Origin of the sequence: Streptomyces sp. CB02414, assembly GCF_001905385.1 — a bacterium.
GTDB lineage: Bacteria > Actinomycetota > Actinomycetes > Streptomycetales > Streptomycetaceae > Streptomyces.
Window position 1 is genome coordinate 1 of sequence record NZ_LIPF01000013.1, and the last position, 13511, is coordinate 13511.

Below are 13511 nucleotides of genomic sequence, written 5' to 3' on the forward strand. Positions count from 1 at the left end.
CATCAGCGGCCAGACACCAGCCAGCCGTGTCACCAACCTGTCCGGTCAACACATCTAGTCCATTGTGAGGCGCAAGTTCGGCGAGGGACGCATGTGGCACGAGCGTCCTCCCGCCGGCGCTCTGCCACGGCCGGCCGTCAAGGCCGCTCCCGCGGCGACGACTTCCGTGACGACCTCCGTGACGACCACCCCGGACGAGACGACCACCCGGACGGGGGCGCGGACCGGGTCCCCCCGACCAGGGAGACCCCGTCCCTCCGAGCCGCCCTCGTCGCCCCGCCCCGCTCCGCACCGGGCGCGAGCGGGCCCCGCTGCCCACCGACCTCACGCGTGACGGCCCGACCTCCGTCGCGCACTCCGCCGACGCCCTTGACCAGGCGACGGCGAGGATCTGGAGCACCCATGGCGACGCCCGATTCCTTCCTCCACCGAGCCCCGTCGGCCATCCCCTACTTCAGCGCGGACGCCGACACCTACCTGGCCCGCACCCAGTTGCGCGACCTTGACAAGACACGCCCCCTGCGGGTGCTGTCCGAGAAGGACTTCGCCCACTGGCAGACCTACGGATACGTCGTGGTGAAGGAGGCGATACCCGCCGGCTCCGCGCGCCGGCTCCTCGACTTCGCCTGGGAGTTCCAGGGACTCGACCCCGGCCGCCCCGACACCTGGTACCAGGACCGCGAGTACCGCTCCGACCTCGACCGTGAGCTGCACATCTACGGCTTCGTCGAGGCGTACCACCACCAGCTCCTGTGGGACAGCCGCCAGACGCGGCGCGTCTACGACGCCTTCGTGGACGTGTGGGACTGCGAGGAGCTCTGGGTCACCCTGGACCGCCTCAACCTCAACCCGCCCAACACCGGCAACCGCGACCGCGCCCTCATCGACAAGCCGGACCGGGGTTTCGACATCGAACTGCACTGGGACGTCGACACTTCCCTCGGCGTCCTGCCCCAGCGTGTGCAGGGCATCATCGCGCTCGACGACACCGAGCCGGACCACGGCGGCTTCCAGTGCTGCCCCGAACTCTTCCGCCGCTTCGACCGCTGGAAGGCGCTCCAGCCCGACGGCCGCGACCCGATCAGACCCGCGATCGACCGCGAGGACATGCCCGTCGTGCGGCCCGACCTGGAGGCCGGCGACCTGCTCATCTGGAACGGCCTGCTGGCCCACGGCGTGGCGCCCAACGTCTCCGGCGACGGCGTGCGCGCGGTCCAGTACCTGTCGATGATGCCCGCGCTGGAGACCCACCGGACCCTGCGCGACTCCCGCGTCCACTCGTGGCGCACCCTCGCCACCCCCGAGTGGAACGCCACGCTCCTCGGCGACGCCCGCCGCCCCGAGGCCGAGCGCTACGGCCCCGCCGAGCTGAACGACCTGGGCGCCAGGCTGCTGGGCCTCAAGTCCTGGCACGGCGACGACACCACCGGGGAAGCCGCATGCGCAGCATCTGCCTGACCCTGCCCACCAACCGGCACTGCCCGGACACCATCGCGGCCCTCGGCGCCGAAGCGGCCCACGCCGTCGGCCACTTCGACGTCGACGTCCAGCTGCTGGTCCTCGACTCCTGCCCGCCACCGGTGCACGCCGAACACGCCGAAGCCGTACGGCGCTTGCCCGCGCACCCCCGGATCACGGCGCACCACCTCGACGAGGCCGCCCAGCGCGACTTCCTGCGACGGGTCACCGCCCGGTCCGGCGAGGCCAAGCCCGACCTGCTCCTCGACCTGCTGCTCCCGGACGGCGTCTCCTACGGCGCCTGCACCGACCGGGCCTTCCTGATCGCGGCGGCGCTCGGCTGCGACTCCGTCCACCGCAGGGACTCCGACAGCCGCTACCAGAGCCTGCACGGCCGTACGGTCTTCCCCGTCCACCACGAACTGCTCTCGCTCGGCGGGCGCGCGGCCGACGCCCTGCCGCACGTCACGGAGTCCACCCTGCCGGACCCGCTCCTGGACCGGCGGGTGGCCATGGTCGGCGGCTCCTTCGTGGGCGAACTCTCCGTCGACATCGCGCGGATGCGGGACGCCGACCCGGAGGTCTACCACGACGTCGTCGCCCTCTGGGCGCCCGGACACTGGTCCGCCGAGCGGAAACGGGAACTGGTCGAGGAGTCCTTCAAGGGCGCCGGCACCGACCCCTTCACGGGCGACCACTCGCTGCTCGCCCTCGTCGACCCGATGCGGGTGGACATGTGCAACATCGCCTTCCACGCCGGAAGCGTCACCGAACGGGTGCCGCTGCCGCCCGCCAGGGACACCATCGGCAGCGACTACTTCCTCATCCACCTGGTGCACGACGCCCGGCTGCCCGGCGTGCTGCACAACCGGCACATCGTCAACTACCACACCGGCGAGCGCAGGACCGGGCCCGGCTTCCTCGCTTACCAGACGCGCTTCGCCAAGTTCCTCCTGTCGATGCTCCACTTCCATCACCTCTACGACCGGATGGCCGAGGAGGGCGACGCCCTGCTGGACGAGCACGGCAGGCCCCGCCCCGCGGCCGTCGCCGCCCTGGCCCGCGAGAGCACGGAGCTGGACCCCGCGCAGAACGTCCGCCGCCTCGACACCCTGGACACCGCCTACCGGCGCCTCGGCGGCCGGTACGCCGAGTTCGCCGGTCTGCTCGCCGGCCGGCGCGACCGCCTCCTGGACGAGGCGCGCGGCGACATGGCGGACTTCGCGCTGCTGACGGAGGCCTGGGGAGGGCTGGTGGCCGCCGCCAGGGCCACGCCCGTTCCGCCCTCGTCCGGACAGCCGGGGCGGGCGCGGTGACGGCCGCCGTCCTCAGCGAGTCCCTGGCCGCGGCCCTCGCCGCCGCCCCCGGGGACCGGATCGTCTACGACCTGGCCGGCATCGAGCGGCGCTACGACGCCCTGCGCCGCGAACTGCCGGACGTCCGGGTCCGGTTCGCGATGAAAGCCTGCCCGCTCGACGAGGTCCTCGGCCTCCTGGCGCGCAAGGGCGCGGGGGTCGACGCGGCGAGCCCCGGCGAGGTGGCGCAGGCGTTGCGGGCCGGGGTGCCGGCCGAGCGGACGCACTACGGAAACACCGTCAAGTCCGACCGGAACATCACCGACGCCCACCGGCTCGGCGTCCGCACCTTCGCCACCGACAGCCTCCAGGACGTGGCCGCCCTCGCCGTCCACGCCCCCGGCGCCCGCGTCTTCTGCCGGGTGGCGACCGGCGGAGCGGGTGCCGTGTGGGGCCTGAGCCACAAGTTCGGAAGCCCGCCCGGCGACGCCGTACGGATCATGGAACGGGCCCGGGACCTCGGGCTGGTCCCGGCCGGGCTGTCCGTGCACGTCGGCTCCCAGCAGATGACGGGCGAGGCGTGGCACACGGCCCTGGAGGACCTGGGCGCCGTCCTGCACGCCCTGGGCCTGCGGGGCATCCACGTCGACCACGTCAACCTCGGCGGCGGCCTGCCCGCGCTCGGCTACCGGGACCGGCACGGCGCCCCGCTCGAACCGCCGCTGGACAAGATCTTCGCGGTGATCCGGGAGGGCATGGACGAGCTGCGCCGCGTCCACGGCGGCCCCCTGCGGTTCGTCATCGAGCCCGGACGGCACCTGGTCGCCGACCACGGTGCGATCCGCGCGCACGTCGCCCGCCTCGCCGAGCGCCGCGGGACGGACGGCGAGCGCCGGCACTGGCTCTATCTGAGCTGCGGCAAGTTCAACGGCCTGTACGAGATGGACGCCCTCCAGTACCCGCTGGTCTTCCCGGGCCACACCACGGGGCCGTACGTCCCCGCCGTCGTCGCCGGACCCACCTGCGACAGCGACGACGCCTACGACCACGAGACGGGACTGGTCCCGGTGCCGAGGGCGCTGGCCTCGGGCGACCCGGTCTGGGTACTGTCCAGCGGCGCCTACGCGACCAGCTACACGACCCTGGGCTTCAACGGCTTCGCCCCGCTTCCCCACACCTGGGCGGACCGGCCGGACGGGGCCGGCGCCGATGACTGACACCGTGCGCGTACGCCGCATCGGCGCCGGCGACTGGGACACCGTCGTCTCACTGGAGCGGGACGCCTACACGGGACTGGGGCTCTCGGAGGGCCGGGCGGTGCTCCAGTCCCGGGCGGCGGCGTCGCCGGACACCTCCTTCGTCCTGGACGTCGGTGCCCGCACGGCCGGCTACCTGCTCGCCCTGCCCTACCCCTTCCGCCGCTACCCGGACCTGGAACGGGCCGAGGAAACGGCGACCGCGCCCGGCCCCGGCAACCTTCACCTGCACGACATCGTCGTGGCGCCGGACCTGCGCCGCCGGGGCCTGGCCCGGCACCTCCTGCGGCACCTGACCGGCACCGCCCGGGCGCGCCGGGACGAACGGATCTCCCTGGTCGCCGTCGGCGGCACCGGGCCCTTCTGGACGGCACACGGCTTCGTGCCGCATCCGGGGATCGTGCCCGACGGCGCCTACGGCACGGACGCCGTCTACATGTCCCGACCGGTCCCGGCCGCCCCCTCCCTCCTCCCGTCCCTGCGCGAAGTGAGCTGATGCGCGTGTCCCGTCCCCGCGAGCCCCGACTCCCCGAGTCCCGTCTCCGCGACCCGTTCCAGCGCGGCCGGCTGGCCATCGCCGCGCTGTTCCTGTCCCTCGGCTTCCAGTACGCCACCTGGGCCGCACGCATCCCGGCCCTCAAGTCCGACCTGGGGCTGACCGCCGCCGAAGTGGGTGTGCTCCTGATGGCCGCGGGGGTCGGCGCGGCGGTGTCCTTCCCGCTCGTCGCCTGGCTGATGCGGAGCCTCGGCTCCCGGCGGCTCGCCCTCCTGTCCCAGCTCGGCCTGGCCCTGCTGCTGCTCGCGCTGGCCGCCGCCCCGAACTACCCGGTGGCCCTGCTGGTGCTGTGCGCCGACGGAGTCCTGGTGGGCTGCCTGAACGTGGCCATGAACGCACAGGGTGCGGCTCTGGAGGCACGGCACGAGCGCAACACCATGGCGAAGCTGCACGCGACGTTCAGCGCCGGGTCCCTGCTCGCGGCCCTGGTCGCCTCGGGCATGACGGCCGTCACCGGGTCGGTCGCCGCGCACTTCGGCGTGGCCGCCGCCCTCCTCGTCGTGCTGGGCGCGTCCGCGCGTACGGGACTGCTCGACGACGGCGCACCGGCCGCTCCGAAGCCGGAGCGCCGGAGCGGCCGCTGGACCCTGCCGTCCCGCCCCACCCTGTGGATGTGCTGCGCCATGGTCTTCGGCACGGTCGCCGAGGGCGCCATGAACGACTGGTCAGCCCTCTACCTGAAGGACGTCGCCCGGGCCTCCGCGGAACTCACACCCCTCGGCATCGCGGTCGTATCGGGAATGATGGTCGTCGCCCGCCTCTTCGCCGACGGCTGGCGGGGCCGCTGGGGCGACGGACGGGTCGTGCTGGTGGGCAGCGCGGTGGCCGGCACCGGCCTCGCCGTGGCTCTGGTCAGCGGAGGTGTCGGCCCGGCCCTGGCCGGCTTCGCCTGCATGGGCCTGGGCATCGCGGCCGTGACCCCGTGCGTCTACGCGGCCGCCGCCCGGCAGGGCTCGGACGCGCTGACCCTGGTCGCCGCCATGGGAACCACCGGCCTGCTGGCCGGCCCGCCCCTCATCGGCTTCGTCGCGGGCGCGAGCAGCCTGACGTGGGGCATGGGCGCCGTGGCCGCCGCCGCGGTCGCCGTCTCCCTGTGCAGCACCCGCATCCGCTGGACCCCGGCACCGGCCGTCCGGGGCGAGACGTCCCCGGTCTGAGTACGGTGCCTGGAGTCGTCCCGCCCGATGGCGGACAAGGAGAGAGCCACCCCATGATCATCTGGATCAACGGGGCCTTCGGCAGCGGCAAGACCACCCTGGTCGCCGAGTTGCGCGCCCGCGTGCCGACGGCCCTGGTGTTCGACCCCGAGTCGGTGGGGGACCTGCTCGGCAGCATCGTGACCTCGACGTCGGGCGATTTCCAGGACATCCCCCTGTGGCGCACCGAGGTCGCGGCCATCGCCGCCGGTTTGGTGCTCCAGTACCGGCGTCCCTTGCTCGTGCCGATGACGCTGGTGGAGAAGGAGTACGTGACGGAGATCTTCGGCCTGCTCGAAAAGGCTGCCGTCCGTGTCGAACACTTCTTCATCGACGCCCCCGCGGAGGTCCTGGCGGCACGCATCGACGGGCGGACCGAGCACCCGGACGACCCCGAGGCCGAAGCGGCGAGCCGGACCTGGTGCAAGCGGCAGATCCAGCCCTGCATCCGGAAGGCGCGCGAACTGCCCGCATCAGTGGTGCGCCTCGACGGGGAGAAGCCGGCCGGCGTCCTCGCGGACGAGATCCTCGAAAGGGTGGGCAGCGGTTGAACGCCGCGGCCCCGCCGTGCGTATGTCCCCTCAACCGCCCGCGGCCCGGGGAAGGCGGGGCGCGGGGACGACGTGAGGAACAGGCGATGAACGAACGGGTCACAGCGGCTCCCGTGATGCACGCCCTGCCCGACGGCGAGGCCGAGGTCGCCCTCGTGCTGCGGCTGCCGTGGGAGGACGTCGCCCGGCTCGGGCAGGAGGCCGGGCGGCTGGCCGCGCAGATGCAGCGGCCGGTGACGCTGGACGAGGCGGTCAGTCACCGGCTGCGCTCCGCGCGGGGTGCCGCGCATGCCAGGCCGGCCGGCGAGCAGCCGCCCGCGGTGGGCGCCCCGGCCACGACGACCGCCCCGGCCTCGGTGTCGTCCCTGCCCTCGCGGCCCCCGGCCGAGCAGGCGCGGCAGGCCATCGACCGGATCAACGGAACGGCGTGAGGAGCCGCTTGCGCGCCTCGCGTCAGCCCTGTCGCTCCACCGCCCGCGCCGCCTTGCGGGCGGCCACCAGCACCGGGTCCCACACCGGTGAGAACGGCGGCGCGTAGCCGAGGTCCAGGGCCGTCATCCGCTCCACCGTCATCCCGGCCGTGAGGGCCACCGCGGCGATGTCGACCCGCTTGCCCGCGCCCTCGCGGCCGACGATCTGCACGCCGAGCAGCCGCCCGGTGCGCCGCTCGGCGAGCATCTTCACCGTCATGGGGGAGGCGCCCGGGTAGTAACCAGCGCGACTGGTGGACTCGACGGTGACCGTCACGAACCGCAGTCCCGCCCGCAGCGCGTCCTTCTCGCGCAGCCCGGTCCGCGCGATCTCCAGGTCGCAGACCTTGCTGACCGCGGTGCCCACCACGCCCGGGAAGGTGGCGTAACCGCCGCCCGCGTTGGTGCCGATCACCTGGCCGTGCTTGTTGGCGTGGGTGCCGAGCGGGATGTGCCGCTCCTGCCCGGAGACCAGGTCCAGGACCTCCACGCAGTCGCCACCGGCCCAGATGTTCTCGTACCCGCGCACCCGCATGGCCAGGTCGGTCAGCAGCCCGCCGTGGGCGCCCAGCGGCAGCCCGGCGGCCTCGGCGAGCGAGGTCTCGGGACGTACGCCGATGCCGAGGACCACCACGTCCGCCGGGTACTCGGCGTCCGCGGTGGCCACCGCCCGGACCCGGCCGTCGTCCCCGGTGAGCACCTCGGTGACCTCGGCGCCGTTCACCATGGTGATGCCGAGGCCCTCCATCGCCTCGTGCACCATGCGGCCCATGTCGGGGTCGAGGGTCGACATCGGCTCCCGGCCGCGGTTGACCACCGTGACCTCGTAGCCGCGGTTGATGAGGGCCTCGGCCATCTCCACGCCGATGTACCCGGCGCCGACGACCACCGCGCGGCGGCCGCGCGTGCGGGCCAGCGTGTCGAGCAGCGCCTGCCCGTCGTCCAGCGTCTGCACCCCGTGCACGCCGGGCGCGTCGACGCCCGGCATCCGGGGGCGGATCGGGCGCGCCCCGGTGCCGATGACGAGCTTGTCGTACGACGTCCAGGACTCCGTCCCCGAATCGACGTCCCGCGCGCGCACCCGCCCGCCCGCGACGTCGATCTCCGTGACCTCGGTCCGCATCCGCAGGTCGATGTCCCGCGCGCGGTGCTCCTTCGGCGTCCGGGCGATCAGATCGTCCCGGTCGGTCACGTCACCGCCGACCCAGTACGGGATGCCGCACGCGGAGAACGAACTGAAGTGGCCGCGTTCGAACGCCACGATCTCCAGCTCGTCCGGGCCCTTCAGCCGGCGGGCCTGTGACGCCGCGGACATCCCCGCCGCGTCACCGCCGATCACGACCAGTCGCTCTCTCGTACCGCCCGCAGCGCTCATGTTCATGCGAACACGCTACGGGGGCGGGGCATTTCAGTCCCGCCCGCCGGGCTCCTCGCGCGGCGTCGCCCCCGGGGCCGGCCGGGCCGTCGGCAGCGGGGCCGACGCGGCGGAGGGCGCGGTCGTGGGCGCCGCGGGCACCGGTGCCGTCCGGCGCGGCAGCCGGGGCCGCACCACCCGCAGCCACACCAGCACCAGCACCGCCGCCACCACGGCGAAGGGCAGCACCGCGCCCACCGCCACCGCCAGCCAGCGCAGCATCGTCACGAAGGCGTCCCAGCCGCCGGCCAGCGCGTCCGTGAACCCGGGGTCGTCGTCCTCCTCCGCCCGTTCGACCGGCGTCTCGGACAGGGAGAGGGTGACGGTGGCCAGGCTGGTGCGGTCCTTCAGGGACGCCTGCTGGGCCAGCAGCGCCTCCAGTTCCGCCTGACGGCTGCTCAGCTCGCCCTCCAGCGTCACCACGTCGCTCAGCTTCGTCGCCCGGTCCATCAGCTCGCGCACCCGGATCACGCTGGCGCGCTGCGACTTGATCCGGCTCTCCACGTCGACGACCTGATCGGTGACGTCCTCCGCCTTCGCGCTGCGGTTCAGCAGCTTCCCGGTGCCCTCCAGGTCGTCCAGGACGTCCTGGTAGGAGCCGACGGGCACGCGCAGCACGACCCGGGTCCGTTCGCGGCCGTCCCCGTCCCGGCGGGTGGTCTCCTCGCCCACGTAGCCGCCGGCGTTCTCGGTCGTGGCGCGGGCCTCGTCGAGGGCCTTGGGGACGTCCTCGACCTGCACGGTCAGCGAGGCGGTGCGGATGACGTGGTTCGCGGTGGCCTTCGGCGGCTTCGTCCCTTCCGCCGTGTCGCCGCCCGCGGCGCCCTGCCGGTCGCTCGCCCCGGACGGGGCGGCCTCCTTGGCGGCGCTGCCCGCGCCGCTCCCGCTGGAGTCGTCACCCCCCGCGCTGCACCCGGTGAGCGCGAGGGAGGCGGCCAGCAGGGCGGCGGCCAGGGCCGGAACGGGACGCAGGGAACGTGAGGCGCGCATGCGGACCCCCGAGGTCGTCGGTACGACTGTCGTTCCTACGACGCGGCAACCGTCCCCCGGGTCGGCGCGAAACGGTCCCGAACAGGTCACGGTCCGGACTCGCGGAGCCGTGCCCGGCCCGGGCCGACCCCGAGCCGGTCCCTGCGTCCGCACACCGCGCCGGGCCGGCTGTCCCGCGCGTCGCGCCGGGCTCGCGATCCGCGTCCGGCTCCGCGCCATGGGCGGGTTTCGCCTCCCACGCCTGCCGCGCCCCGTGTCGGCTCCAGTCCCCGGCCGGGTCCCGCGCCCTGCCGGCCTCGTCCCGCACCCCGCGCTGTCAGTGAGGTCTGAGACGCTGGAGCCATGAGCGCAAGGGAGACCTCCGCGGGCGAGACACCCGTGGACACGGGGCACGTCGTCGTCATCGGAGGCGGGATCGCCGGGCTGGCCGCCGCCCACCGGCTGCTGGAGCGGGGCGCGCGGGTGACCGTGCTGGAGGCGTCGGACCGCGTCGGCGGCAAGCTGCTGCCCGGCGAGATCGCCGGCGTGCGCGTCGACCTCGGCGCCGAGTCCATGCTGGCCCGCCGCCCCGAGGCCGTCGGCCTGGCCCGCGAGGTGGGACTCGCCGACCGCCTCCAGCCGCCGGCCACCGCGTCGGCCTCCCTGTGGACCCGAGGCGCTCTGCGTCCCATGCCCAAGGGCCACGTCATGGGCGTGCCCGGCACCGCCGCCGCCCTGTCCGGCGTCCTCTCGGAGGAGGGCCTGGCCCGCATCGAGCGCGACGCCGGGCTGCCCCGCACCGAGGTCGGTGACGACGTGGCGGTGGGGGAGTACGTCGCGGCACGCCTGGGCCGCGAGGTCGTCGACCGCCTCGTCGAACCGCTGCTGGGCGGCGTCTACGCGGGCGACGCCTACCGCATCAGCCTGCGTTCGGCCGTGCCCCAGCTCTTCGAGGCCGCCCGCACCCACACCTCCCTGACCGAGGCGGTGCGCGCGATCCAGGGCCGGACGGCCACCGCGCCGCAGACCGGCCCGGTGTTCATGGGCATCGAGGGCGGCATCGGCACCCTCCCGCTCGCGGTCGCGGAGTCGGTGCGCGCGCGGGGCGGCGAGATCGTCACCGGCGCGCCCGTGACGGAGCTGCGCCGCACCGCCGACGCCGGCTGGCGGATCACCGCCGCCGACCGGGTGCGGCACGCCGACGCGGTCGTCGTCGCCCTCCCCGCCCGCCCCGCCGCCGAGCTGCTGCGCGCCGAGGCCCCCGCCGCCGCGGCCGAGCTGGCCGGGGTGGAGTACGCGTCCATGGCCCTGATCACCCTCGCGTACCGCCGCGCGGACGCCGCCGCCCTACCGGAGGGCAGCGGTTTCCTGGTGCCGCCGGTCGACGGCCGCACCATCAAGGCGTCCACCTTCGCCTCCCGCAAGTGGGGCTGGATCGACGCCGAGGACCCCGACGTGGTCGTCCTGCGCACCTCCGTGGGCCGGTACGGCGAGACGGAGATCCTCGGCCGCGACGACGCCGGCCTGGTCGACGTCTCCCGGCACGACCTGGAGCAGGCCACCGGTCTGACCGCCGCGCCCGTCGCCACCCGCGTCACCCGCTGGCAGGACGGCCTGCCCCAGTACCCCGTCGGCCACCACGCGCGCGTGGCCCGCGTGCGCGAACACGTCGCGAAGCTCCCGGGCCTCGCCGTGTGCGGAGCCGCCTACGACGGCGTCGGTATCCCGGCGAGCATCGCGAGCGCCTACGCCGCCGTCGACCGGATCCACGGCGACCCGCGAGGTGTGCAGCGGCTCACGGCCCACCCGGTGCAGAGCCTGCACGGCGGAGCGGGAGAATAGGGTCATGAGTGACGACGCCTCCACCCCCGCCGCCGAGCGGATCCCCAACAAGGGCAAGCTGGCCAAGGACCTCAACGAGGTCATCCGCTACACCCTCTGGTCCGTCTTCAAGCTGAAGGACACCCTCCCCGAGGACCGGGCCGGGTACGCCGACGAGGTCCAGGAGCTGTTCGACCAGCTCGCCGCCAAGGACGTGACGATCCGCGGCACCTACGACCTGTCCGGCCTGCGCGCGGACGCCGACCTCATGATCTGGTGGCACGCCGAGACCGCCGACCAGCTCCAGGAGGCGTACAACGTCTTCCGCCGCACGAAGCTCGGCCGCGCGCTGGAGCCCGTCTGGTCGAACATGGCGCTGCACCGCCCCGCCGAGTTCAACCGCTCGCACATCCCGGCCTTCCTGGCCGACGAGACGCCGCGGAACTACATCAGCGTCTACCCGTTCGTGCGCTCCTACGACTGGTACCTGCTGCCCGACGAGGACCGCCGCCGCATGCTCGCCGACCACGGCAAGATGGCCCGCGGCTACCCGGACGTGCGCGCCAACACCGTCGCCTCGTTCTCGCTGGGCGACTACGAGTGGATCCTCGCCTTCGAGGCCGACGAGCTGCACCGCATCGTCGACCTGATGCGCCACCTGCGCGCCTCCGAGGCCCGCATGCACGTCCGTGAGGAGATCCCCTTCTACACGGGGCGGCGCAAGGACCTCGGTGAGCTGGTGGCCGGGCTGGCCTGATCGGTCGGCGTGGCTGTCGGGTCGGCCGGGGGTCCGGGGGTTGTCCCCCGGGGGATGCAGTACGGGGCGGCGCAAGGACCTCGGTGAGCTGGTGGCCGGGCCGGCCTAGTCAGGACCTCGGTTCCGGTTCCGGGCGCGGGGCGCACGACGTGTCCCGCGCCGGGAGGCGGCCGTCCAGCAGGTACGCCTCCAGGTGGCCGTTGACGCAGGCGTTCGGCCCGCCGCCGACGCCGTGCGTCCCGGCGTCCCGCTCGGTCACCAGCACCGACCCCGACAGCCGCCGGCGCAGCTCCAGCGCCCCCTCGTACGGGGTCGCCGCGTCCTCTTCGGCGGCCAGGATCAGCGTCGGCGGCAGCTCACCCGGGGCGGTGCGCACGTCGAGGGGCCGCTGCCGGGGCGCCTGCCAGTAGGCGCACGGCAGGTTCGTCCACACGTTGTCCCACGTCTCGAACGGCGCCCGGCGGGCCAGCCGCGTGTTGTCCCGGTCCCAGACCTCGAAGTCCGTCGGCCAGGGCGCGTCGTTGCACTCGACGGCCGTGTACACGGCGTTGGAGTTCTCCGCCCCGGCCGCGCCCTCCTCGGTCCGCGTCCCCGCCTGGTCGATCAGCGGCTGCGGGTCGCCCTTCAGATACGCCGACAGCGCCTCGGCTCGGTGCGGCCAGTAGTCGTCGTAGTATCCGGCCTTCAGGAACGCCCCCTGCAACTGCGCGGGCCCCACCGTCCCGCCCGCGGGCTCCGACGCGAGCCGCTCGCTCGCCTCGTCGTAGCTGTTCTGGACCTCCCTCGGCGAGTCCCCGAGCCCGTACACGGCGTGGTGCTCGGCGATCCACTCCTTGAAGTCCGTCCAGCGGTCCTCGAACGCCTCCGACTGCTCCAGGTTGTTGCGGTACCAGATCCCCTCGGGATCGGGGTTCACCACCGAGTCGAACACCATCCGCCGCACCCGCGAGGGGAACAGCTCGGCGTACAGCGCCCCGAGGTACGTGCCGTACGACGCCCCCATGAACGTCAGCTTCTCCTCGCCCAGCGCGGCCCGCACGACCTCCAGGTCGCGGGCGTTGTTGAGGGAGTGGTAGTGCCGCAGCGCGTCCCCGGCCCGGTCCGCGCAGCCGCGCGCGTACGCCTCGGCCTCGGCGGCGCGCTGCTCCTTGTACGCGTCCGAGGGCTGCGTCGGCGCCGGACGGGGTCCCTTGAAGAAGTCCCCGGGGTCCTGGCACGACAGCGGCGCGGAGGGCGCGACCCCGCGCGGGGCGTAACCGACGAGGTCGTACGCGGCGGCGATCCGCTTCCATTCGGGCACCATGCCGACCAGCGGGAAGTACAGCCCCGAGGCGCCCGGGCCACCGGGGTTGTAGAGGAGCGCGCCCTGTCCGGGCACCTCGCGCCCCTCGTCGTCCGGGTCCTCGCGGGTGGCCCGCACCCGGCTGACGGTGAGTTCGATCCGCTTGCCGTCGGGGTGCGCGTAGTCCAGGGGCACCCAGACCGTGCCGCAGCGCATGGCGGCCGGCAGTTCCTCCGCCTTCGGGCACCTGCCGAACTCGACGCCGGCCGCCGCCGCGCGCCCGGCGGCCACGGCGGTGCCGCGCGCCTCGGCGGTCCCGGGCGCGCCCGGCGTCCCCTGAGCCGGAGCGGCGGCGAGGGTGGTCAGCAGCAAGGACCCGGCGGCCGAGTAGAGGGCGGCAGCTCGCATCGCGTATCCCTTCGGTGCACGGCGTGACACAAGGGATGTTTGGTACGGCGCCCCGGCGAGGCAAGCACCGCCCCCGGG

12 protein-coding genes are annotated in these 13511 nt (G+C 74.2%); 9 read left to right on the top strand and 3 right to left on the bottom strand.

The window, feature by feature from the left end:
* The first annotated feature begins 402 nt into the window (after positions 1-402).
* From AMK11_RS33435 to AMK11_RS38280, 7 genes are all read left to right on the top strand, one after another.
* Positions 403-1458 (top strand): phytanoyl-CoA dioxygenase family protein, encoded by a 1056-nt coding sequence (locus AMK11_RS33435; protein ID WP_073731874.1) that lies wholly within the window; start codon positions 403-405, stop codon positions 1456-1458.
* Entirely contained in the window at positions 1440-2774 is a 1335-nt protein-coding gene (locus tag AMK11_RS33440; protein ID WP_073731875.1) for a DUF6271 family protein, read from the top strand. The genes AMK11_RS33435 and AMK11_RS33440 overlap by 19 nt, the downstream gene beginning before the upstream one ends.
* Positions 2771-3970 carry a type III PLP-dependent enzyme gene (locus AMK11_RS33445; protein ID WP_073731876.1) on the top strand — a complete coding sequence of 400 codons (1200 nt, stop codon included), beginning with the start codon at positions 2771-2773 and terminating at the stop codon, positions 3968-3970. Before AMK11_RS33440 ends, AMK11_RS33445 begins: the two co-directional genes overlap by 4 nt.
* Entirely contained in the window at positions 3963-4505 is a 543-nt protein-coding gene (locus tag AMK11_RS33450; RefSeq protein ID WP_079187850.1) for a GNAT family N-acetyltransferase, read from the top strand. Before AMK11_RS33445 ends, AMK11_RS33450 begins: the two co-directional genes overlap by 8 nt.
* Before the next feature lie 5 nt (positions 4506-4510).
* Positions 4511-5722, top strand: a complete 1212-nt coding sequence (locus AMK11_RS33455; RefSeq protein ID WP_241847134.1) for an MFS transporter — start codon at positions 4511-4513, stop codon at positions 5720-5722.
* A 53-nt stretch (positions 5723-5775) separates the two neighbouring features.
* Positions 5776-6312 carry an AAA family ATPase gene (locus AMK11_RS33460; RefSeq protein WP_073731878.1) on the top strand — a complete coding sequence of 179 codons (537 nt, stop codon included), beginning with the start codon at positions 5776-5778 and terminating at the stop codon, positions 6310-6312.
* An 86-nt stretch (positions 6313-6398) separates the two neighbouring features.
* On the top strand, positions 6399-6743 hold the full coding sequence (locus AMK11_RS38280) for a hypothetical protein (protein ID WP_073731879.1): 345 nt from the start codon (positions 6399-6401) through the stop codon (positions 6741-6743).
* Positions 6744-6765: 22 nt separating this feature from the next.
* On the opposite strand, the gene AMK11_RS33470 is transcribed toward AMK11_RS38280, so the two are convergent.
* Both AMK11_RS33470 and AMK11_RS33475 read right to left on the bottom strand, forming a co-directional pair.
* Positions 6766-8163 (bottom strand): FAD-dependent oxidoreductase, encoded by a 1398-nt coding sequence (locus AMK11_RS33470; protein ID WP_073731880.1) that lies wholly within the window; start codon positions 8161-8163, stop codon positions 6766-6768.
* A 27-nt stretch (positions 8164-8190) separates the two neighbouring features.
* A complete protein-coding gene (locus AMK11_RS33475; RefSeq protein ID WP_073731881.1) occupies positions 8191-9186 on the bottom strand; it encodes a DUF4349 domain-containing protein in 996 nt (331 codons plus the stop codon).
* 342 nt (positions 9187-9528) lie between these two features.
* Here AMK11_RS33475 and hemG point away from each other — a divergent pair, with 342 nt between their 5' ends.
* Both hemG and hemQ read left to right on the top strand, forming a co-directional pair.
* On the top strand, positions 9529-11007 hold the full coding sequence (hemG, locus tag AMK11_RS33480) for a protoporphyrinogen oxidase (RefSeq protein ID WP_073731882.1): 1479 nt from the start codon (positions 9529-9531) through the stop codon (positions 11005-11007).
* 4 nt (positions 11008-11011) lie between these two features.
* Positions 11012-11743 carry a hydrogen peroxide-dependent heme synthase gene (gene hemQ / locus AMK11_RS33485; protein WP_073731883.1) on the top strand — a complete coding sequence of 244 codons (732 nt, stop codon included), beginning with the start codon at positions 11012-11014 and terminating at the stop codon, positions 11741-11743.
* 109 nt (positions 11744-11852) lie between these two features.
* Here the strand turns inward: hemQ and AMK11_RS33490 are convergent, their stop codons facing one another.
* Positions 11853-13433 (bottom strand): alpha/beta hydrolase, encoded by a 1581-nt coding sequence (locus AMK11_RS33490; RefSeq protein WP_073731884.1) that lies wholly within the window; start codon positions 13431-13433, stop codon positions 11853-11855.
* Between the last annotated feature and the right edge of the window lie 78 nt (positions 13434-13511).